This window comes from Thermodesulfobium acidiphilum, assembly GCF_003057965.1.
GTDB classification, from domain to species: Bacteria; Thermodesulfobiota; Thermodesulfobiia; order Thermodesulfobiales; family Thermodesulfobiaceae; genus Thermodesulfobium; species Thermodesulfobium acidiphilum.
Window position 1 is genome coordinate 59,297 of the sequence record NZ_CP020921.1, and the last position, 22,030, is coordinate 81,326.

General features: G+C 32.7%; 19 protein-coding genes. 9 read left to right on the forward strand and 10 right to left on the reverse strand.

The window, feature by feature from the left end; all coding sequences use genetic code 11:
• The first annotated feature begins 18 nt into the window (after positions 1–18).
• From TDSAC_RS00320 to TDSAC_RS00330, 3 genes are all read left to right on the forward strand, one after another.
• On the forward strand, positions 19–990 hold the full coding sequence (locus TDSAC_RS00320) for a KpsF/GutQ family sugar-phosphate isomerase (protein ID WP_108307754.1): 972 nt from the start codon (positions 19–21) through the stop codon (positions 988–990).
• A gap of 70 nt (positions 991–1,060) precedes the next feature.
• On the forward strand, positions 1,061–1,585 hold the full coding sequence (locus tag TDSAC_RS00325) for a KdsC family phosphatase (RefSeq protein ID WP_199919815.1): 525 nt from the start codon (positions 1,061–1,063) through the stop codon (positions 1,583–1,585).
• Positions 1,586–1,713: 128 nt separating this feature from the next.
• Positions 1,714–2,085: a hypothetical protein gene (locus TDSAC_RS00330; RefSeq protein WP_199919816.1), complete on the forward strand. Its 372-nt coding sequence runs from the start codon at positions 1,714–1,716 to the stop codon at positions 2,083–2,085.
• 17 nt (positions 2,086–2,102) lie between these two features.
• On the opposite strand, the gene TDSAC_RS00335 is transcribed toward TDSAC_RS00330, so the two are convergent.
• Positions 2,103–3,284 (reverse strand): SAM-dependent methyltransferase, encoded by a 1,182-nt coding sequence (locus TDSAC_RS00335; protein WP_108307761.1) that lies wholly within the window; start codon positions 3,282–3,284, stop codon positions 2,103–2,105.
• Positions 3,285–3,383: 99 nt separating this feature from the next.
• Here TDSAC_RS00335 and TDSAC_RS00340 point away from each other — a divergent pair, with 99 nt between their 5' ends.
• Complete coding sequence (locus TDSAC_RS00340; RefSeq protein WP_108307763.1) at positions 3,384–4,277, forward strand: sulfite exporter TauE/SafE family protein; 894 nt, start codon at positions 3,384–3,386, stop codon at positions 4,275–4,277.
• On the opposite strand, the gene TDSAC_RS00345 is transcribed toward TDSAC_RS00340, so the two are convergent.
• Positions 4,267–4,950: an MgtC/SapB family protein gene (locus TDSAC_RS00345; RefSeq protein WP_108307765.1), complete on the reverse strand. Its 684-nt coding sequence runs from the start codon at positions 4,948–4,950 to the stop codon at positions 4,267–4,269. The two genes, TDSAC_RS00340 and TDSAC_RS00345, sit on opposite strands and share 11 nt — an antisense overlap.
• Positions 4,951–4,999: 49 nt before the next feature.
• Positions 5,000–5,599, reverse strand: a complete 600-nt coding sequence (locus TDSAC_RS00350; RefSeq protein WP_108307768.1) for a hypothetical protein — start codon at positions 5,597–5,599, stop codon at positions 5,000–5,002.
• A 175-nt stretch (positions 5,600–5,774) separates the two neighbouring features.
• Between TDSAC_RS00350 and TDSAC_RS00355 the strand changes: the two genes are divergently transcribed.
• From TDSAC_RS00355 to TDSAC_RS09000, 5 genes are all read left to right on the forward strand, one after another.
• A complete protein-coding gene (locus TDSAC_RS00355; protein WP_108307771.1) occupies positions 5,775–6,389 on the forward strand; it encodes a peroxiredoxin in 615 nt (204 codons plus the stop codon).
• Positions 6,390–6,391: 2 nt separating this feature from the next.
• Positions 6,392–8,776, forward strand: coding sequence for a Lon protease family protein (locus tag TDSAC_RS00360; RefSeq protein ID WP_108307773.1), 2,385 nt, complete (start codon positions 6,392–6,394; stop codon positions 8,774–8,776).
• Positions 8,777–8,994: 218 nt separating this feature from the next.
• Positions 8,995–10,248, forward strand: a complete 1,254-nt coding sequence (locus tag TDSAC_RS09150) for a hypothetical protein (protein ID WP_234405747.1) — start codon at positions 8,995–8,997, stop codon at positions 10,246–10,248.
• A gap of 92 nt (positions 10,249–10,340) precedes the next feature.
• Positions 10,341–10,484: a hypothetical protein gene (locus tag TDSAC_RS08995; RefSeq protein ID WP_199919817.1), complete on the forward strand. Its 144-nt coding sequence runs from the start codon at positions 10,341–10,343 to the stop codon at positions 10,482–10,484.
• A 340-nt stretch (positions 10,485–10,824) separates the two neighbouring features.
• Positions 10,825–10,965, forward strand: a complete 141-nt coding sequence (locus tag TDSAC_RS09000) for a hypothetical protein (protein ID WP_199919818.1) — start codon at positions 10,825–10,827, stop codon at positions 10,963–10,965.
• Between the two features lie 23 nt (positions 10,966–10,988).
• Here the strand turns inward: TDSAC_RS09000 and pap are convergent, their stop codons facing one another.
• The 7 genes from pap to TDSAC_RS00400 all read right to left on the reverse strand — a co-directional run bounded on the left by pap (position 10,989) and on the right by TDSAC_RS00400 (position 21,792).
• A complete protein-coding gene (pap, locus tag TDSAC_RS00370) occupies positions 10,989–12,473 on the reverse strand; it encodes a polyphosphate:AMP phosphotransferase (protein ID WP_108307776.1) in 1,485 nt (494 codons plus the stop codon).
• A 140-nt stretch (positions 12,474–12,613) separates the two neighbouring features.
• Entirely contained in the window at positions 12,614–15,049 is a 2,436-nt protein-coding gene (locus TDSAC_RS00375; protein ID WP_108307778.1) for a U32 family peptidase, read from the reverse strand.
• 48 nt (positions 15,050–15,097) lie between these two features.
• Positions 15,098–18,727, reverse strand: coding sequence for an AAA family ATPase (locus tag TDSAC_RS00380; protein ID WP_108307780.1), 3,630 nt, complete (start codon positions 18,725–18,727; stop codon positions 15,098–15,100).
• The gene (locus TDSAC_RS00385) at positions 18,714–19,964 is read right to left on the reverse strand and encodes an exonuclease SbcCD subunit D C-terminal domain-containing protein (RefSeq protein WP_108307782.1); all 1,251 of its coding nucleotides are present in this window, start codon (positions 19,962–19,964) and stop codon (positions 18,714–18,716) included. The genes TDSAC_RS00380 and TDSAC_RS00385 overlap by 14 nt, the downstream gene beginning before the upstream one ends.
• A gap of 46 nt (positions 19,965–20,010) precedes the next feature.
• Positions 20,011–21,027, reverse strand: a complete 1,017-nt coding sequence (locus TDSAC_RS00390) for a TQO small subunit DoxD (protein WP_199919819.1) — start codon at positions 21,025–21,027, stop codon at positions 20,011–20,013.
• Positions 21,028–21,374: 347 nt separating this feature from the next.
• Complete coding sequence (locus TDSAC_RS00395; protein WP_108307787.1) at positions 21,375–21,602, reverse strand: Rpn family recombination-promoting nuclease/putative transposase; 228 nt, start codon at positions 21,600–21,602, stop codon at positions 21,375–21,377.
• Complete coding sequence (locus TDSAC_RS00400; protein ID WP_199919820.1) at positions 21,586–21,792, reverse strand: Rpn family recombination-promoting nuclease/putative transposase; 207 nt, start codon at positions 21,790–21,792, stop codon at positions 21,586–21,588. Before TDSAC_RS00400 ends, TDSAC_RS00395 begins: the two co-directional genes overlap by 17 nt.
• Between the last annotated feature and the right edge of the window lie 238 nt (positions 21,793–22,030).

Sequence of the window (22,030 nt, forward strand, 5' to 3'; positions counted from 1 at the left end):
AATTTTTTGGAGGAACTTATGGACAAAGAAGATATTTTGTCGCTTGCCAAAGAAGTTTGCTTTATTGAAAAAGAAAGCGTGGAGCAACTGTGTAATAAAATTGATAAATCGTTTTTAGATGCCATTGACCTTATTCTTAGTTGTGAAGGAAGAGTAATAATTACAGGAATGGGAAAATCTGGGATCATTGGAAGGAAAATTGCAGCGACTCTTTCAAGTACAGGCACCCCATCTTTATTTTTACATCCTGCTGAAGGTATTCACGGCGATCTAGGCATGGTTACTGGTAAAGATCTTGTAGTTGCGATATCTTATAGTGGTGAAAATACGGAACTTATTACAATATTGCCCGTTTTAAAAAGGATTGGAGTTAAAGTAATTGCTATGACAGGCAATCTAACCTCGACATTGTCTACATTTGCAGATATTGTTCTTGATATAGGCGTAAAAAAGGAAGCCTGTCCTTATAATATTGTTCCCACCTCTTCTACAACAGTAACTTTGGTCCTTGGAGATGCCATTGCAATTTGCCTTTTAAAATTAAGAAATTTCAGGCCTCAAGATTTTGCACTATTTCATCCGGGAGGCGCGCTTGGCAGGAGCTTGATAACCAGGGTGTGTGATCTTATGCACAAGGGTGAAGAAAATCCTGTAGTTTCTCTTGAAACTGTTGTTAGAGAAGCCCTCTTTGAGATAAGCAAAAAGGGTCTTGGGGCAGTTTCTGTTGTAGATAAGAACGGCATATTAAAAGGCATTATAACTGATGGTGATATAAGGAGAAAGATAGAAATTGACGATATGTTTTTGAAGAGGCGCACGGAAGAAGTAATGACAAAAAATCCAGTTTATATTAATAAAAACCGCTTAGCTACTGAAGCGCTTAAGATTTTACAGGATAAAAAAATAAACTTATTGCCAGTTGTAAATAGGAATTTAAAAGTAGTGGGGATGATTCATTTGCACGATATTTTAAAAGCTGGCATAGTGTAGATCTTTTAAACATTTGATAAAATTAACAAATGTGATCAGTTTTTAAATGAGTAAAAAAGGAGTTATACAGATGAGCCTGGAAGATAGGATCAAAAATATTAAATTAATGGGTTTTGACGTAGACGGCGTTCTAACAGATGGGAGCATATTGTTAACACCGGATGACGAAATAAAGATTTTTAACGTTAAAGATGGTCTTGGCATAACGATGGCAAGGAAATTAGGGTTCATAATTATATTTATTAGTGGCAGAAAGTCTTTATCTCTTGAGAAAAGAGCAAAAGAATTAAAAGTAGACTATCTCATAACAGATTGTGATGATAAGATATCAGAACTTAGTAAGATTTTAGAAGAATTAAATATGGATTATGAAAACCTCGCTTATATGGGTGATGACTATAACGATCTTTCACTATTAGAAATTTGTGGCGTTAGCGCATGCCCAGGCGATGCACTTGAAGCTGTGAAAGAGCGCGTAGATATGGTTATTGAAGATTTTGGCGGCAAGGGTGCGGTCAGATCCTTTATTGAGAAGATATTGAGAGTTCAAAACAAGTTAGATCAGGGAATCAAATTTTATTTTAAAGATTATTAAAGGTGTATAAAAAACTTTTGCTAATAATAATTTTAATTTTTGCACTTTTTGCATTTTTAGCCTTATTTACCAATTTTTTAATTCTACACAAAGGCAGTGTTTTAAATAAAAATAATAGCGAAAATTTAATGAGTAGTTTTCAAGATATTCAGCTGCCTTTCAAAATAATGGCCAAAAATGTTTATGATACTCCAAATGAGATTATTGGGGAAGATTTTGAAATGAACTATAACAAGAAGGAGTCACTTTTTATCACCGGGGAAAAGGCTGTTTATGACAAAAAGACTAAGATAATTGATATTATATCTGGAACTATTTCTTTCAACGATTATATAATGTACTTTAAGTCGGGATATTTTAATACTAATAATGATACTTTGAATTGCATGGATTTTAGTCTAAGGGGCAAAGACGAACAAATGAGTTCAAGAACTGCTATTATTGATTTTGCGCACAAAAAACTAGTTGCACAGGATGCAGTAATTAAAAGCCTAAAATAATTTAAATTTAAAAATCTCTAATCTTTGTATAAAAATTCGAAAGTTTCAGGATAGTCGTTATTTATACCTAAAGAAAGCGTAAATTGGTGAATGTCTATAAAACCAAGCTTAAACGAAGCAGCGCAACCTTTAAGGTATATATCCCACATTCTCAGAAAGGTCCTACCAAATTTTTTTTCTATTTCATCTTTGTGAGTTTCATAATTTTTTGACCAATATTCAAGGGTTCTTGCGTAATGTCTTCTTAAACTTTCTACGTGTAAAACTCTAAAGTCATAATCAGGTAAGATATTTATGATTTCTCTGACTGTCGGTATGTAGCCGCCTGGAAAGATGTGTTTGTTCATCCATGAATGTTGACCACCCTCTTCTAAACCTGTGATAGTATGAAGCATAAAAATTCCAGATCGTTTTAACACGCTTGAAGTCTTTTTCATGAATCCTGGTATTCTTTTTTGCCCTACATGTTCAAACATTCCTATGCTTATAATCTTGTCAAATAAATCCTTTTTTGGATCTAACTCTTCATAACTTTCCAACCTTACTTCTACTTTTTCAAAAAGGTTTCTTAACTCTATTTGTTCCTTTATATGAGAAAATTGCTCCTGACTTAGGGTTATACCTGTAACATAAACGCCGTACTTTGTTGCTGCTTCAAAAAGAAGTTCTCCCCAGCCACAACCTATATCTAATAATTTTTCGCCCTTTTGTAAATTTAGCTTTTTAAGCGAATGGGATATCTTGTTTCTTTGTGCTTGCTCTAATGAATCTGTAGGGGTTTTAAAGTATGCACACGAGTAACACATTGAAGAATCAAGCCACAAGGAGAAGAAATCATTTCCAAGATCGTAGTGTTTTTGAATGTTTTTCATATCTTTCTCTTTAGACTTACCTATTCCTAGAGTTGTGTTAAGTGTGGTCATGAATGTGTTTTTTTTCTGAGGTCTGAATATATTTTTATTCGTTTCTAACAGTTCCATCAAGTCTTCAATAGTCCCTTCAATATCAAAATATTCTTCTATATAAAGGTCACCAAGCGTTAGAAGAGGATCGTCTAAAGAAATTAAAGGTGGTTCTTTTAAGAATCTTATAGTTATTTTAGGGTTATTGTTGTATGTCCTCTCTTCGTTGTCCCAATATACAACCCTTATCCCCCCCTGTAATTTTTTCAAAAAAACATCTAAGAGCTCCTTTTTCATAGGTGGCCTCCTTAAAATGTACACTAATTAACTTATATCATTAAAATTCCTTTTCTATTATAATATTATCAAAATATAATAAACAATCAAGGAGGTAATATGAACGTTTATTTTCCTGTGTCTGGAGTTAATGTAAATATTCTTTTACCTCCTGTTGTTGCCTTTGTCATTTCATTTTTTACTTCTATGGGCGGAGTTTCAGGTGCTTTCTTAATTTTACCATTTCAAGTTAGTTTTTTAAACTACACTTCTCCAGGGGTATCTGGGACTAACTTTATCTATAATATAGTTTCGATTCCTGGCGGAGTTTATAGATACTTTAAAGAAGGCAGGATGTTTTATCCTTTAGCTATAGTTCTTACGATTGGGACACTGCCAGGCGTTTTTATTGGCTATTTTATAAGAGTAAGATATCTGTATAACCCTGCTTTCTTCAAGGCGTTTGTTGGAGTTGTATTGCTTTATATCGGATCTCGTTTGCTTTTTGATTTAGTTAGGTCAAAGAGGGTCAAATTTGCGAAGGACTTTAAGTTTAAAATTTTAAGTTCAAATATATTTAAATCATATTTTGAATTTCAAGAAAAAAAATATAGTTTTTCAAACTTTTGGGTCTTTTTATTGTCCTTTTTTGTTGGAATTGTAGGAGGCGCTTACGGCATAGGCGGAGGATCTATTATAGCTCCATTTTGCGTGGCAGTTTTTAAACTGCCAGTTTACATAGTAGCGGGACCAGCACTTTTAGCTACCTGGGTAACTTCAATTTTGGGCGTTTTTTATTATGCTATTAACCCTCTAGGTACTTCAGGATCTGAGCCTGATATTTTCTTAGGTCTTTTATTTGGTTTAGGTGGAGTTGCAGGGACCTATCTTGGGGCAAGGTGTCAAAAACATGTTCCTTCGGAAATAATTAAAATAATTTTGTCTGTTTCAATATTTTTTCTTGCTGTGAAATATATCTTTGACTTTGTATTAAAAGTTCTGTTCACTCCTTAGTTGAAATGCTAAGACTTTTTATGAATTTTATTTCTCTAAGCTCTTCAAAGATTTTTAAAAACGGCTTTTCTGAAACTGCTTCAATCAAAAGGGATACCTTAAGTTCTTCTTTCTCAAAGTTACAGGACATATCGTGCGAGAGCACAACAACTTTGTTTTTAGCAAGAATGCTGGAGAGTTTTGTTTGTGCCTCTTCTTTGTCACACGATTTGATTGAAATGTTTAATATTCTTATTTCTCTCTTTATTAAGCTGCTTAACTTTCTAAGTATGGTTAAAGGTATAAGGGAAGATATCGTACCAAAGGCCACCAACAGATATAATCCTGAACCGATACAAAGACCTAAGATCATATTGAGAAATATCAATGCAGCAGTTGTTAGCCCTTGTACCTCACCCCTGGTTTTAAGTATTACACCTGCTCCCAAAAACCCTATGCCTGTAACTGCTCCAGCAGCGATTCTACCGGGATCTAGTTGGATCCTTACTGCCAAATCGCTAGTATTATTAAAGTAACCCGACGACAAAAGCATAACCAAGGTCCCTGAGAGGCAGACAAGAATATTTGTTCTGATGCCCGCGGCTCTACCTCTAAGTTCCCTTTCAATACCAAATATAGCGCCCACTAAAATAGCTAAAGATAATTTTAATATAATTTCTGGTAAGCTCTGCACCCGCTAAACCCCCTCTTTATAAATTTCCTTTTAAAGATTAAATCTCAGCCTAGAGATTTGAGAAACCTGAAAATACATATGATTTTAAAGCTTCATCCATTACTTTATCTGTAGCATTTATTATTGCCTTTTCCATTGATACTCCTTTGTATGGAGCATTTGAACTTTCTCCCTTTTCTCTGAAATCATAAGTAAGTATGTCGTCTTTATATCTCTCATATTCGATAGTCTTAACGCTTACCTGTGCTGACAATTTATAAGTTACATCCAGTAACGCAGGAGCTTCTCTAATAACGCTTTCTAGTGATAGTCCAATTACATCATCGGCATTTGTCATTATTGCTAAATATTTTAGTGTGTCCTTGCTTGGGAACTCCTTTTTTTCCGGATCATAACCGCTCCTTTTTAGATATTCCATAACTTCTTTTTCTGGTACCAATTCTATATTAGAATTTTTGAGAAAATTATTAAACCTTTTGTTTACCAAATCTAGGAAAAAAGGTTGTTCATCTGTTTTGTTTATTATAGGTAATACTGCAACTCTTATAGGTGGTATTGGAAAAAGCTTTTTTGCTGAAGCATTACTTGAAAACATGACAAAAAAGATAATCAACAAAAATATAAATTTTAATAATTTTAACTTCTTCAAACTAACCTCCTGATAGTCAGATTTCCAAGTTTCAAAGTTCTAGGAAGCCTAAATGTATTCTAACATAAACTTAGTTTATATTTTGTTACAAATTGTTCTTTTTTTGTTAAAATCATCGTATATGTTGTTTTTCTTTTTTTAAGTTTTTTAAAAACTAACGTTTGGAGGTTTAGGAATGTCTTCTCTTGTAGGGTCAAGTTGTCCAGAAGTTTCTGCAATGGCTTATTTTGATAACAAAATTGAGGCGATAGATCTAAGCAATTTTAAAAAGTCCTGGAAATTAATTTATTTCTATCCAGGAGACTTTACTTTTGTTTGTCCTACAGAATTAGCTGAATTGGCTTCAAAAAAATGTGACTTTGATGAACTTAAGGTTAAGGTTTTTGTTATAAGCGTAGATAGTCCATATGTTCACAAGGCATGGGATGATTCTGAACTAAGCAAGATGATAAATACAAGATTCCCTTATCCAATGTTAAGCGATCAGGATGGAAGTATTGGCAAAAGGTTTGGAGTTTACGACGAAAGGACTAAAGTTGACCTAAGAGGCGCATTTATTATAAATCCAGATGACGTTATTCAGGCGGTGACCATATTAGTAACCTCAGTAGGCAGAAGTGTTTCTGAGATAATTAGGCAAATTCAGGCATTACAGTTTGCCCGTGAAAGCAATGAAGTTTGTCCAGCAAGCTGGAAGCCGGGAGAAAAAGCTTTAATACCAGGTGCAGACCTTGTGGGAAGCGTTTATCATTATTGGAAAATAGGTACTATTTCTGACGAAGGAGCATAAAAATGAGAGAACTTTCAGCATCGGATTTAACAGTTGAGGAAATTAAATTAGAATTAATTGGCGAGAGTAAAGACGAGGATGTAAAGTTTTTAGGCCAAGACAGAGCTCTTAAAGCTCTTGATTTTGGTCTAGCTATTAAGGATTTTAGATACAACATATTCGTAGTTGGCCACGAAGGAATGAATAAAAGAGATGTAGTTTTGTCCATACTTAAAAGTAGAGCTAAAGAACTTAATAAACCGGATGACGTAATTTATGTATTTAACTTCAAGAATCCTGATATGCCTAGAGTTTTGTACTTGCCGGCTGGTAAGGGCAGGATTTTTAAAAAGTATATGAATGATTTTGTAGTAAGCCTGAAATCTGATCTTCCAAAGAAATTTGAGTCCAAAGAATATGAAGTTGCAAAAAGGAAGTTAATAGAAGAGTTTCAAAGAAAAAGGTCAAGGATCTTTGCTGAATTTGAAGAGGAAGTATCAAAATATAATTTTGCGATTAGGACCCTTGAGAATGGTGTAATAGAGCTTTTTGCAGTTTCTCCCTCTACTAAGGCTCCATTTACAGAAGAAGAATACAGAGCGCTTTCTGATGAAGATAAAGAAAAAATACAAACAACCGGAGAGATGCTTAATGAGAAAATGAATGAAGCACTTCGTCAGATAAGAGAGGAGGAAAAAAACTTAAGAGAAAAAGCCATATTATTGGATAAAGAATTCGCTGCATCATTTGTAGATAACATTTTAAAACAGGTTAGAGATGAGTTTTATGACAGAGATGACGTTCTTCTTTATTTGGATGAGATTAGATCAGATCTTTTAGACAGAGTTCAAGAATTAAGGGCTAGCGTAGAGCAAAACGCTAATATGCCCTTCTTAATGAGACCTTCAGAACCATCGTTTGACAAATATTTGGTAAATCTTTTTGTTGATAATTCTGAAACTGAAGGTGCTCCAGTCGTTTATTTGTCTAATTCCAGTTATGGCAACCTTTTTGGCAAAATTGAATATAAATTTGTTTATGGTGCTGCGGTTACTGATTTTACACAAATTAAATCTGGGGCTATAAATAAAGCAAATCATGGTTTTCTTATATTGGACGCCCAGGATTTATTAAAAAATATCTTCAGTTATGATGCTCTTAAAAGGGCTCTTAAAGAAGGTAAGGTTAGAATAGAGGATCCATGGGAACCATATAGGGTTGTTAGTTCTGGAGCTCTAAAACCTGAGGCTATAGACCTCGATCTTAAAGTAATTCTTATAGGATCAAGTTTTCTTTATGAGATCCTTAGTCAATATGACGATGAGTTTAGAGAACTTTTCAACGTAAAAGTAGATTTTGATGATGTCTTGAATTCTAATTTAGGTTTAGATAAGTATGTTTCGTTAATAAAAAATATATCTAGAAATGATAGCCTTTTGCCATTAAGCGAATCTGGCATAAACTATATAATTAAAGAATCAGCCAGGATTGCTGGGCAGAAGAATAAATTTTCTTTAAGATCCAGCATGATTAGAAACCTTCTTACAGAAGCAAATTATTTTGCTATTAAATCTGGTAGTTCTGAAATTACTGGTTCACACGTTAGAGATGCAATCAAAAATAAAGTCTTTAGAAATGGAAGAATTGAAGAACGAATTCAGGAAGCCATTCTTGAAGATACCATTATTGTCAGGACTTCGGGCGAGATGATCGGCCAGGTTAATGGTTTGGCGATAATGTCCTTGGGAGGGCATCTGTTCGGCAAGCCTGCTAGAATTACTGCTCAGGTTTATGCAGGCAAGAGAGGAGTTTTGAACATAGAAAGAGAAGTTAAGATGAGCGGCCAAATTCACGATAAAGCCGTGTTCATACTATCGGGCTACCTTGGCTACCTTTTTGGTCAGAAAAGACCTCTTTCTTTTTCTGCATCCATCACCTTTGAACAGTTGTATTCAGGAATTGAGGGCGATTCTGCAACCTGTGCAGAATTTTATGCTTTGATTAGCGCTCTTTCCAATATCCCTTTAAAACAAAATGTTGCCATAACAGGTTCAATGGATCAGTGGGGTGAGGTTCAGCCAATAGGCGGTGTAAACGAAAAGATAGAGGGATTTTTCGATCTGTGCAAAGCAAGGGATGTAAATGACGCAATGGTAATAATACCAGAAAGAAACGTTAACAATCTTATTCTCAGAGACGAGGTTATAGAGGCAGTAAAAGAAGGTAAGTTTAAAATATTTGCAATTTCAAGGGTCGAAGAAGGCCTAAAGATTCTTACGGGCTTAGACGTTGATTCTAAAGACGATAATGGTAATTTCATAAAGAATAGCGTATATTACTTTGTAGAAAAAAGGTTAGAAGAGTTTGCAAAGGTCGGAATAGAGGAAGATAAAAAAAAGAATAGTTAGATTGTGGCTTATTAATAAGAAACAATTTTATCTTTTTAATATTCAAATGTAAATTATTTTATTATAATAAAGTAATTTACATTTTCTACGAGAATGACAATATCACTGTCCGTTAACATAACCCTACATAACACTTGACAAATACCCTTAATTAATTAAGATAATTAAAATTACATTAAATTTACATTAAAATTTACAAAGAAAGGGCAGGAGAGGGAGTGTTTGAAGACAATAAAGGTAATAAGGATTTAAGTTATTTAAGAACAGGTCAATTTGAAACAGAGAGAGGAAATGCTACATATGTAGATTTATCCCTTTATAAAAAAACAGGAATAATAGGGACTATATTATTAGCTATAAGCGCTCCTTTATACTTTAGCAACTATTTTAAAGATTTTAATACCAACGTTATTATTTATAGCGGGTATATATATGCCTTAGCATTCTGGTGTATTTCTCTTGTTAAACTTTCAACAACATTTAACAGTTTAAAGTTTCGAATACAGAGTATTATTATGCTTGTTCTATTTGAAATAGCTGCATTGCTTGTTTTTATTGGCTTAACTTTTCACAAAGACTTAACGGTTTTTATTGCTCCTCTTTTTATTTTTGGCATGATTAGTTTAATCCTCTCTTTTAACATGGTAGCTAAATATACAGGCATAATGCTATACAAAACATTTGCCATTTCCAGTTTCATTGCATATATTATATCTTTATTTTTGTTCTCTTTTCCTGAACTAATGAGACTAATATCCCTTTACGTGTTATGGTCTGTTGTATTTATCATTCTTATAATAGCATTTTACACTACTCCTACAAAGATGAGAGAAGATGAGAACATATATATACCCTCAAAAAAACCTCCTGATACCTTTGATTTCAATAAAACCTCTGAAAGCCTGAAGAGTGCAGTAGAGGATATAGACACAAACCAACCTGTAATGGTCCTAAGATATACATTTTTCAGGACTCTTTCTCTGGTTCTTTTTTACTTGTTTTGTTTTCTTATGTTCCTAGGTGGAACACTAACGGGATTTGGAATTGTTCCTTTGGGGGGCATGGATGATAATTTATACCGCTTTTTGTGTGTAACTTTTGCTCCTTTTGCTACAATTTTTGCTCTCTGGGAAATCATAGATCTGGTGAACACAAAACAAATAGAAGTGTATAGAGATAGAGTTGTTAAAAGGGTAACAATACCATTTCCAATGCAAAGAGATAAGACAGTATATTACAAAGAAGGTAGATACCGAATGAATTCGATGGGCATGTACATCACAGAAGCAAAAGGTATTTCTGCGTATATAAGAGGTTTTAAAGGCTTTTATATATATACCTCCAGGTTTAAAGGTAAAGATGAAACCCGCTTTATTAAATTCTTAGCTCAGGTATCTGGAAGAGATGAGGGAATATTTTGTAGGCCCCTGTCGCATATTGAATTATTTTACCAAAAATTTATGAAGGAGTAATAAAATATTGGACTATTAGCCTTGTTGTTGCTTTACAGAATTTCTAAGATAGGGTCTTATACCTATTTAAGAAAACTCTGAAAGAGGTAAGAATGGAATCAACGGAAAAAATAGATGCGAGATTACTAACTAATATATTAAAAGGTAAATTTTTGCTTGACGATGGGGCACTGACAGCTGAAAAAGCTGAAAATAGAATTTCAGACGGTATGGATCCAAATAGTGCAATAGGATAACTTTGAAAAGGTTATCTTCAGATGGGCAGGAGTTGAGGATATAACGGATAAAGAGCTTGGCGTAAGCTGGGCTATACTAAGCGGTAACGACAAACAAAATAGATTGCTTCACTTTGACAATAGGATAACTCTTAGCTATGAACAGGTTGGAGCAATAGAAAAGTTTTCTGGATATACCTCTAATTGTTAATGACACTATAAATTCCTTCAGGAATACTAGGGTTATCTGGACCGTTTGGTATCATCTAATTGTTAATGGTACTATAAAATCCCCAGGTAGGGAGCGTTTAAATTCCCAACAATAAAATATAAAATACCTCCTATGTTAGGAGGTAAAAATATGAAGGAGATTTGTATGTACTATTCAGTAAAGAGCATGTTTGACTTAGGCAAGAATATATCTCAAATAGCACGTAATTTGCATTTGGATAGAAAGACCGTTTTTATAAAAAACATTGACGAAGGGCTAAAAGTAAGATAATTAAGCCCTTTGCGAAGTTTTCGTTAATTAAATTGTTTTAACTTTTCTTTTATTTTGTTGGTAAAGGTTTCTAAAACCTTTATTCTTGCAAAGTACTTGTCGTTTGCCTCTATTATGTGCCATGGAACTTCTTCTGTGCTAGTTCTAATTAGCATTTCTTCTACAGCAGGGAGATAATCATCCCATTTGCTTCTGTTTCTCCAATCGTCTTCTGTTATTTTCCAGTGTTTGAAGGGATTTTTTTCTCTTTCTTCGAACCTTTCCAGTTGAGTTTGTTTGTCTATATGAAGCCAGAATTTTAGAAGAATTATACCAAAATTTGTGAACTGTTTTTCCATTTGTTTTATTTCCTCATACGCCCTTTGCCATTCAAAATCGTTGCAGAGCTTTTCTACTCTTTCTACAAGGACTCTGCCGTACCACGTTCTATCAAATATGGCGATATTTCCCCTTTCTGGCACGTTTTGCCAGAACCTCCACAGATAATGGTGTGCCAATTCGTACTCATTTGGGGCGCCTATTGGAATTACAGTATACCCCCTTGGATCCATTGCTTCGGTAAGCCTTTTTATGCTCCCTCCCTTCCCCGCTGCGTCCCATCCCTCAAAGGCAACGATTACAGGGATTTTTTCTTTCCACAATCTATATTGAAGCTCATGTATTTGTTTTTGAAGCAAATGGAGTTTTTCAATATATTCTTCGTAAGTCAGAGATTTGTTTAGATCTATTTGAGAAAGAGCGCTCAACTCGTTTACAGGGTAAAAGCTTTCAAGGGCTGGCAATTCACCTCTTTCTTTAATTGTTTTGATTTTAAAATTTATTGCTTCAATAAGAATTTTAAATATTTTTATTGTGGCATAATGCTTATCTGTAGATTCAATTATCGTCCATGGAGCAAAAGCTGTATCAGTTTTTTCAAAAACTGCTTCTGCTGTATCAAGAAACTTTTTGTATTTTTTGTGTAATTTGAGAACATCATCAGTTACTCTCCAGGATTCATCTTTATTCTTTTTCAACTTTTTCAGTCTATCTTTTTGTTCTTCTTTCGAAATATATAGAAAAAATTTTACTATCAGATAACCATCTGAAACAAGTTGACCCTCGAAGGACAAAACTTCATCTAAAAGATATTCTGTAATCTCAGGGGGCGTTTTTTTTAAAACTCTATCTGCTAATAGAGCCTTGTACCAGCTCTCGTTTACAATGCTTATATCTCCTCTCTTTGGAATAGTTTTCCAGAATTTGTAAAAATATGGTCTATTTTCAGTTTCAGATGGGCACTCAAATCTTTTTATTACGTCATATCCTCTTGGATCAAGTGGAAGCATTAACTTATTTATTAAAGTACCCTTTCCTGCAGCCTCAAAACCATCAAAAACTACAATTATTGGCAGCTTCAAATCTCTAGCCTCTCTTTGAAGAGCGCCTAATTCTATACTAAGGCTGTCGAACTCCTTTTTGTACTCTTCTTTGTCTAGAAATTTATTTAAATCAACCTTTTCCAACATCTTACTTATCCTCCTTAAGCGTGTTTGAAAATAATATTAAAGACAAAGTAAACTATTATCCCAAGCAAAAAGTAAAGAAGGAGCCCAAACAAAATAAACCAAAAAAGTCTAAGTATAATCTGCCACAATGGAAGTTTCATTTACTCTACGCCTCTAAAAATATGTCCTTTTGTAAAGTAAAGTTTTTCTTTGTCATCTAAACTGAAATTAGGAAAATTGGGTTTTTTAGATTCGTTCAAAAAGGTTCTAACGACTTTTGGTATAAGATTTTCATTTGTTGCCCTCAGATCGATTCTTAGTTTAAGGTTCAAATCTAAAAGGATATTTTTCTCGTTAATTAAATTTTGGGTATGAGCGTTTAATATGTGAGTTCTGCAGCTTTCGTCTATGAAAACTGGATATTTAACCTTGTTGTCTTTAAGGTAGAAATCTCTATCTTTACACAAAGGTGAACACTGACTCTTTGAAAACAACACACAGCCTTCTGAAATCATCATTTCCAGATTGCCATAAGCAGTAATTTCAATAGGCATATTAGTTTTTAGATTTGAAATTTCATCAAAATTCAATTCATTTGAGACATGCACCATAGATGCTCCTAAATTGCTTATTAATTCTAGCGCATAGGAATTAAAAACATTTAGAGAATGATCTACTACAAAGCTTATCCCTTCTGAAAGAACGAAATCAAGCATGGCTGTATTTGTCACCAAAATAATTGGTTTTTCTTGTTTTTTTATAATCTCAGCTATGAGTTCAAATTCTTTTCTTATAATTCTTGGGGTTGAGATTATCATTTGTCCTCTTGCATCTTCGATCATCTTTTTTGCTTCTGTAAAAATTTCTGGCGTGTAAGGAAATTTTTCTTTATATCCTTCTGGCCCAAATATAATTGTTTTTGCTCCATTTTCTAAAGCTATTTTAAGGTCTTTTATGGAAGACACTCTAAAGATAAAATTAGAATTAATACCTATTTTTTTTGGTTTATTTTTAATTAGTTTCTCAAGATAAAATTCTCTTTCTTTGTTTTGCTCTATTTCTTTTTCCAAAAGAAATTTCTTAATCTCTTTTATAATACTTAAGGGTAACATTAAATTTTTCTTATTTTCAAGGTTTATTTCAAAAGAAAATGGGTGGTCTTGAGTATTTATTTTTTCAGATAGTATTTCTTTCGTAGTAGGATATTTTTTTGCAATTTCTAAACCTGTTTTTTTTATAAATTTCTTTTGTTTGTTGTCAGCTTCTACGATAATTTTGTCTGAATCTAGTTCTATGCGAACCTTTACCTGATATCTCTTAATTGAGCGTCGAAATATTTCATTGGCCCTTTCTTCGAGGATGCTGGCCCTTACTCTGAAAACTCTATCTCCTTCGCGTACCTTTGACATGATATGGTGATTTGATATAAAAACTTTATTGCCTTGTATAAAAAAATCATTTGACTCAAGCGTTATATTGCCGTGAGAAGAAAATATCACAAAGCAGTCATTTGCCTTGCACTCCCTCAAGGGTTCAAAGCACAATTTGTTTTCTGAAATAATTACCCTTCCTATAAACAAGCCTCTGTTGTTAGGTCTTGAGCTGTCCATAAAAGTATTTTCTTTGTTTTTTATTAATTTTATCTGAGAATACTTTCTTTGATGTACAGGTGCTTTTATATTGTAAGTGGTAAAAGTTCTATTAAAGCATTCTGCCAAATCATCTAAATCACTTCTTGAAGGTTCGAATATTTCTTTATTTCCAGATAAATATGTATCTTTTATAAAATCCAAAGCATTTCTGTATATTCTAGTAACGTTTGCAACGTATATCCTTGATTTTAGTCTTCCCTCTATTTTTAAGGATTTTATCTTAGTTTTAACAATTTCTGACAGTATTGGATAAAGGCACAGATCTTTCATGGAAAGAAGATATCCTTTTTCGATCAGATTCTCGCCTTTTAGAAGAGAATACTCCATTCTGCACGGTTGTGCACACTTGCCTCTGTTGCCAGATCTTGCCCCTATTAAGCTACTCATAAGACATTGCCCAGAGTACGAGTAACAAAGTGCTCCGTGAATAAATATCTCTGTATCTATAACTTCGGCAATTTCAGAAATTTCAGATAGGGATAATTCTCTTGCAAGTATAACCCTAGAAACGCCCAAATTCTTTAAAAATTTCGCTCCGTATAAGGATGTAGTTGTAGCTTGTGTGCTTGCGTGAATTTCTAAATCTGGAAACTCTTTCCTAATCCGGTATATTAATCCAAAGTCTTGAACAATTATTGCATCCACCTTGAGATTGTATAGTTGCTCAATTAATTTCATGCACTCATAGAATTCGCTGTCTTTTATTAGGGTATTGACTGTTATATAACATTTTACGTTTCTTTCATGAGCGAATTGAACTGCACTTTTAATCTCTTCGTAATCAAAATTTTTTGCACTGCTTCTTGCTGAAAAATTCTTTGCGCCAAAATATACTGCGTCAGCCCCAGCAAATATAGCAGCCTTTAAAGTGTCAAAATTTCCAGCAGGGGATAATAATTCTGGTATATATATCTTTTTTTTCTCTGAAACATGAATGCTTTCCAAAATTTAATTGACTCCTTTAAAAATATTAATACTTGATTGTATTTTTACTCAGGATTTACTAACTCCAGGGCCTACAATTATACTTTTCCCGCCAGGTTTTGATATAACTTTTATTTGAGTAGCAATTCTTTCCTGTATATATGTAAGGTGGGATATTATTCCTATTGTCTTGTTTTCTTGATTTAAATTAGATATTGCATTAAGCGCTGTTTCTAAGGTTTCCTCGTCTAATGTACCAAAGCCCTCGTCGAGAAACAGTGAATCTACTCTGACATTTTTGCTTGACATAGAAGATAGACCAAGCGCTAGGGCAAGGCTTACAATGAAGCTTTCTCCACCAGATAAATTTTTTGTGCTTCTAATTTCTCCTGCTTGGTAGTTATCTATTACGGAAAAACAAAGCCTCTCTTTTTTATCCTTTGTAAGAATATATCTATCACTAATTCTTTTTAAGTGCCTGTTTGCGTGTTTTATCAATATGTCAAATGTGATTTCCTGAGCAAAGCTCCTAAATTTTTTTCCATCGGATGATCCGATAAGATCATATAATATATCATACTTTTTTAAATTTTTTTCCTTCATTTCTATTTCTTTTATTAATTTGTTATATTTTTCTTTTACTTCGTTATTTGCACTTAATTTTTGCTTCAACATTCCAATATTTTCTCTGATATTTTTTACTTTTTCCCTTTGAAACTCTAAGTCTTTAAACGTTTCTTCCAGAGTTTGGTTGTTTTTTCCAATTAGCTCTTTTATTTGCTCTAGCTCCCTTCTCTTTTCAGATACCTTTGAATCAAGTAACTCCCTTTCTATCTCTATAGCTTTAAGCTCCTTGGATATAATCGCAATCTCTTCATCCGAAATTAGTGACGCTTCGAAATTTTCTATATCTATAAAATTATGTTCTCTTAAGAGACTCTCAAATTCATATTTTTTAAGCTTATACAATTCTTCCATTTCAAGCTTTTTCTTCTTTGTATTTTCAATTTCTCCGTTTAGAAACGATCTGGTATTTTCTAGGTTGTTGAGGGCACTTTGATTATCTTGCAACCTTTTTTCTAAGCCTTCTTTAATTTCCCTTAATTTTTTTTCGCATAGATCGGTATCGTAATTTCTAAGAGTTTTGTATCTTTTTTCTTCTAAATTTTTTATATCTGAAGTAATTTTATTGAATTCTTCTTGATATTTTTTAATTTCTTCTTCAATATTTTCTAAATCAAACTGTAATTTGTTTAAATTTTTTTCTTCATTTTCTAGGTCTGAGTGATATTTTATATGAAATTCTTTAACTTTTAAAAACTCTTCATATCTTTTTTTGAGATCTAAGTATAGGTTATTTATCTCTTTGGGATAAACTGTTTTAATGCCAATTTTTTGCAAAATACATGAAATATTTTTTTCTTGAGAATGCTTTTGACTATTCAATTCTTCCCTTGTGGCTTGTAAATTTGAGACCTCAGCCTTTATGATGTTGAGTTTTTGCTCTTTAGAATTAATAATATTTTTTAGCGAGCTGATATCTTCTTTTAAAGATAAAAGTTCTTTATTCTTTTTATTTATATTATTTTCTAAAGCCTCATATCTTTCAATTAGACTGGCTAAATTATTTATTTCGATTTCATTTTTTTCAATTTCTGTATTTAGGGCTGTAATGTTCACATGGTAGTCAAATTTTTTTTCAATTCCTTCAATCTTTTTAAGAGACTCATTTTTGGCGCTTAGCAACCTTTTTATTTGAATAGCATTGTTTTGAAGTTTATTTTCTTGCAAACTAATTTTGGTACTTATTTCAGAGATATCATCTTTGAGCTTTTTTATATTTTCTGACTTGTTGTTATACTCTTCAATTAGAGAGTAATCGATTAGGGTATTATCCATTTGTTTGTAAGGATGATGAGTAGATCCACAGACCGGACAGGGTCTGCCTTCTTCCAATATTTCTCTTGTCTTTTCAAAATCTTTTAGAAGTTTAAGTTCTTCAAATTTCTTTTTATTCGCTTCTAAAAAATCTTCAATTAATTTCTTTTCGTATTCCTTTTGCTCTCTTTCCCTTTCTAATCTTTCCCTTTCTGTTGTTAAAGATTCAAATTCAGCATACCTTTCTTTGATATCTAGATCTATGCTTTCTAATATTTCAAGATATGGTTTTTTTGTTTTTTCCCTGTCGAGTGCCTTTTTTATCTCGTTGATGTCTTTATATGAAAGCAAGTTCTCTATATCCTTTTGAATAGATGTTATTTCTAATTCAATACTTTCTTTTTCTCGTGTTTTTTGATCTAATTTTTCATATTCTCTTTGCACTTCAAGGGTTAGACTTTCTTCTTCTTTCTCCTTAGATGACAAAATTTTTTCTGTACTAAGAAGCCTGACTTCTAAATCCTTTATCATTTCGAGAAAACTTTTTAAATCAGGAAGGATATCTTTTAATTTCTCAAGGTAAGCATTTTCTAATAAATCTAGGTTAAATGCTTTTATTTCTCTTTTAATTCTTTCTATTCTTTGTTTTGTTAAATCACTTTGACTTAATATTTCCCTTTTCTTTTTCGAGACTTCGTTAACTAATTTTTTGTATATTTCTTCTTGTTTATTTAAGTTTTGTATATTCAAGTCAATTGTCTTTGCCTCGTTTATAAGAGGTTCTATTTTCCCTTTTTTTTCTATAAATTTTTGCGTTTTTAGCTTTATTTCTTCTAAACTTTTTTTTAAATTTTCTAAATCTTTACTTAAGCCTTTTTCTTCATCTTCTTTTTTTTCTAAAGAACGACTTATATCTTTTAGCGAATCTTCCAAATTCTTTAGTTCTTTGTATTCAGGATAGATGCTCCTTGCTTCTTTGGCTTTCTCTAGTTTTAATTTTTGTTGATTACCATCTGAAAGCTTTTTGTTTATGTCTAAAAGGTTTTTTTCTAACATTTTTATTTCGATTGATATATCCTTTTCCTTCTTTTTAGCGTTAAACCTTTCACTTAATTTTTCGAGTTCTTCATTACAAATCTTTTCTCGTAGGGTATAAGAATCTTGCTGAAGTCTTAGTTCTCCTTCTTCTTCGGGGCTTAATATTCTAAGAGTTTCAAGTTCTTTTTTTATTAAACTTAACTGTTCTCTTTCTGTCTTTCTTTTTTCGTAAACCATTATAGATACCTCACTGTAAATCTGTGTACCAGTGATTTGTTCAAGAATTGCTGATCTTTCATCATAATTGGCTTTTAAAAAAGATGCAAAGTCACCCTGTGCCAGAAGGATAGACCTTGTAAACTGATCGTATGTCATCCCTGTAAGTTCAATTATTTTTTCTTCTACTTTGTTTGTTCCTGTTTCTATGATTTTGTTTTCTTTAACCTCTTGTAACTCTCTTTTTGGATGTTGTAACTCTTTGGTTCTTTTTTGCCACCATAGGGCTTTATACAATCCCTTTTGTGTTTCGAAAGTAACCTCAGAAAAGCATTCATCAGTGTTTCTTGACATTAACTCGTTATTATTTTTGGAGATTTTGCCTAGTCTTGGAGTTCTACCGTATAAAGCAAGCGAAATGGCATCCAATATAGTAGATTTTCCAGCGCCAGTTTGCCCAGTAATTAAAAATATAGAATTTGATGTGAATTCAGGATGGGTAAAGTCTATAGTCCATTCGTTGTAAAGTGAATTTATATTCTTTAGCCTTATTTTAAGAATCTTCATTTAGTAAGTCCTTTTCGCTCATAGATTTTAGGATTTCTCTAAAGGCACCTCTCAATTCAACTCTTTGTTCTTCTGATATTAAGTTTTCCTCCAGGCACCTTTCAAAGATTGAAAACAAATCTAAGCTTAGGTCTTCATCTATAATTTCAGAATTATCTTCTGAAGCCTTCTGTAGCCTGTTATTTTTAATTTTTAGTATCTCTATTTTATTTGATCTAGGTAAATACTCTATTTGTTCCTTTAAGTTCGGCACTATTTCTTCGCCTGTATAAATTACTTCTAGATAATATTCTTTATCAGTTGATAATAAAATTTCAATTTTTTGTTTTATTTCCTCAAATGAACCGCTTAAGGAGATTAATTCTTTTTTTCTTGGCACTTCTACACTTTCTACGTTTAAAACTTCATTATAAAATTGAGCGAGGAATACTACTTTTTTCTGCTCATATGGTTTAAAATTCATTGGCAACAAAGAACCAGAATATCTAATTTTTTCATTTTTACCAACACTTTGAGGCGAATGAAGGTGACCGAGGGCGATATAATCGGCTTTTTGCGGCAAAAATTCTACTGGTATCTGGCACAACGATCCAACATAAAGATCTCTTATCCCATCGTTATCTTCTAACTTTGCTGAATTTAAAAATAAGTGCCCCATTACAATTATTGGAACATCCAGCCCCAACTCGTTCTTTTTGTTCTTTGCAACATCAAAGACGTCATCATAGTGCTTTTTGATAGCATTGATAATTTTCATCTCTCTTTCAGTGGTGTCTTCTTCTTCAGAAAATCTTATATCCCTTTCTCTTAAATATGGCACTGCACAGACTATTAGTATGGGTTTGTTTTCATTATCTTTTAAAACTATAACTTCGTCTTCTAACCTGTCAGATATTGATCCTATTACGTGAACGTTTAATGCCTTTAATATCTCTTTTGGCGCTGATAAAAAGGTTGGAGAATCGTGATTGCCAGCAGTGATCACAACGTGCTTGCATTTTGAACGGGTTATATTGTGTAGAAATCTATAATAGAGCTCCTGTGCTTGACTGCTTGGAGTACTTGTGTTAAAGATATCTCCGGATATGAGCACTATGTCAACATCTTTTTCTTCTATTACGCTATATAGCCAATTTAAAGCAACTTCAAACTCGTCATATCTCTTCTTTGAACAAATGGTGTCTCCAATGTGCCAATCAGACGTGTGCAGGACTTTCAATGGCTTTATTTTATTCAAATTTTCTCCTTAAATAAATTTACAATTTAGAAAGTATTTCAAACTCTCAATTTACGTTCACATCTTTCGTCCACTTTAGACCGCTTATATCAATCAATTCTACTTTGTATTTTCCCTTTTTAAGCTCTATATTGTGATTTGGCAAAAATTCTACTTCGGCTTTAGCTCCAAGGGGTACTACTAAACTATATTTATTGGGCTCTACTTTATTTAAGTAAAAGTTTTTAATCTTTGAGCTGTCAACACTTGTTTCATTTGGATCGAAAGTTTCAACGATATTGCCAGAATCATCAGATACAATAATTTGTCTAACAAACGCCCCGTATGTATCTGGCCCATCAACTCTATAAATAAGCAATTTCAAAGACCCGTTGTTGTATAAATTTGCGCTTAAGATTTCTATTTTCGGCACTTTTGAGAGATTGTAGAGTTTACCATATAAGCCATTGTGCAGCGCTTGATATGTAAAAAGAGTTATAGAAACTGCAACCAGACTAAAAATTAATGCAATATTTCTTATCTGAGCACTGTTTAAATCTAATGGACCTGATGTAAGTAACTTTAGAATTTTTGAAGTTCTTTTTCTGAAGAGAAGGTAGTCTATAGAAAATTGTCCGCCTCCAAAACACATAACAACTATTCCAGAGCCAATTCCTGCAATGCCTATTTGCCACTCGTCAACACAAGTTGAACCCAGCCAGCCAGAACCCAGGAGTATGCCAAACGACAATAGAGCTGCTCCGAGAGCAGACAGCCTTGTTAACAGGCCTAAAATTAACCCGATACCTACCAAACCTTCAATAATAGTAAAGGTAAGTAAGAAAATGTAAAGCAAATGAACATGGGTAATTAAAAACTCTATCATCGGTTTAATAAACAGCGCATGCGGCAAAAAGTGATTGAATGCATGTCCTATATATGCTGGTGAATTTGGATCGAGTTTTTCTGGATCGTTTAACGTCCTTCTTAAAAATGCGCTGAAAAATTGCCAACCTAAAATTAACCTGATAGGGGTGAGAAGATTAGATATATTATCAAACGAGACTCTTTTTTCTGATTGCATTGTTAAACTCCTTAAAAAATTATATACTCTCATCTTTGACAGTTAGAGCAAATAAAAATCTCAATAATCGTTAACACTTAAAAGCATTTAAACTTTTTATTTATTGCTAAAAAGTGAGTAATATTTTTGTTTTTTGGTGTAAGTTAATAAGAGATCGATTCTTTGAATTTATAGCAACTCTTCAAGCTTGCTTATGCTGTTAATCTTAAACATAGCCTTCATTATATTTTTTAGTCTCTCTCTATCTGTAATACTTTTAACCTTGCTTTTTAATAATATGATACACCAATGCAAATATTTTTTTCAATTCTTCGTAATTATCTTTACAGTACTTTAAAGCTGCAAGCTTAAAGATCTGATTCTATTGATTTAAATTGATCTGAAAACTCATTTGACATGTTCCACTTCTCTTTTCCTTGATAGAAGATTATAGGAATTATAGGTATCAAGTCCTTATTTTGTTTTAGATTTGCCTCCCGTGTCACTACCATATAGCTTAGTATCTGAAGAAGTACAAATTTATCTAAGCCTGATTTATGTTCAAATATCAGATAAAATTTAGACTTTTTTTCCATTGAACTTGCAATCAAAGGATAGATCTAACTGATACTTCTTGTATCCCTTTGTCAGCTTTTTGTTGTCTATTAGCTTTACAGAATCTAAATCAATGTGTTTTCTAATATCTTTTGGAAAGAACCTGCCTATAAAAGTTCTTGTATCCAAATTCATTTGAAAAAACCATCTTAAAGAACTTCTCATGTGCATCCTTAACGCCCCTTGCATCCTCTAAGAAATCAGCCAAATGATATTATCCCCATTGGTTAGTCTAAAGCAAAATATCATAATTTGGTGAAATTTGACAACTTATTTATAAAAATTTATTTTTAAGACTTTTAGAATTTTCAAGACAATTAAGATTGAGTAAATTTCAAAGAATTAAAACCTTTCCTTCTGCTTACATTGTTTGTCCTCCTTAAAAAAATTATATAATTTATTATGATTT

What these genes read in the sequence shown, in the direction of transcription:
- TDSAC_RS00320 (WP_108307754.1), top strand. Translation starts at nt 19, where the DNA reads ATGGACAAAGAAGATATTTTGTCGCTTGCCAAAGAAGTTTGCTTTATT.
- TDSAC_RS00325 (WP_199919815.1), top strand. Translation starts at nt 1,061, where the DNA reads ATGAGCCTGGAAGATAGGATCAAAAATATTAAATTAATGGGTTTTGAC.
- TDSAC_RS00330 (WP_199919816.1), top strand. Translation starts at nt 1,714, where the DNA reads ATGAGTAGTTTTCAAGATATTCAGCTGCCTTTCAAAATAATGGCCAAA.
- TDSAC_RS00335 (WP_108307761.1), bottom strand. Translation starts at nt 3,284, where the DNA reads ATGAAAAAGGAGCTCTTAGATGTTTTTTTGAAAAAATTACAGGGGGGG.
- TDSAC_RS00340 (WP_108307763.1), top strand. Translation starts at nt 3,384, where the DNA reads ATGAACGTTTATTTTCCTGTGTCTGGAGTTAATGTAAATATTCTTTTA.
- TDSAC_RS00355 (WP_108307771.1), top strand. Translation starts at nt 5,775, where the DNA reads ATGTCTTCTCTTGTAGGGTCAAGTTGTCCAGAAGTTTCTGCAATGGCT.
- TDSAC_RS00360 (WP_108307773.1), top strand. Translation starts at nt 6,392, where the DNA reads ATGAGAGAACTTTCAGCATCGGATTTAACAGTTGAGGAAATTAAATTA.
- TDSAC_RS08995 (WP_199919817.1), top strand. Translation starts at nt 10,341, where the DNA reads ATGGAATCAACGGAAAAAATAGATGCGAGATTACTAACTAATATATTA.
- TDSAC_RS09000 (WP_199919818.1), top strand. Translation starts at nt 10,825, where the DNA reads ATGAAGGAGATTTGTATGTACTATTCAGTAAAGAGCATGTTTGACTTA.
- pap (WP_108307776.1), bottom strand. Translation starts at nt 12,473, where the DNA reads ATGTTGGAAAAGGTTGATTTAAATAAATTTCTAGACAAAGAAGAGTAC.
- TDSAC_RS00380 (WP_108307780.1), bottom strand. Translation starts at nt 18,727, where the DNA reads ATGAAGATTCTTAAAATAAGGCTAAAGAATATAAATTCACTTTACAAC.
- TDSAC_RS00390 (WP_199919819.1), bottom strand. Translation starts at nt 21,027, where the DNA reads ATGCAATCAGAAAAAAGAGTCTCGTTTGATAATATATCTAATCTTCTC.
- TDSAC_RS00395 (WP_108307787.1), bottom strand. Translation starts at nt 21,602, where the DNA reads ATGGAAAAAAAGTCTAAATTTTATCTGATATTTGAACATAAATCAGGC.
- TDSAC_RS00400 (WP_199919820.1), bottom strand. Translation starts at nt 21,792, where the DNA reads ATGCACATGAGAAGTTCTTTAAGATGGTTTTTTCAAATGAATTTGGAT.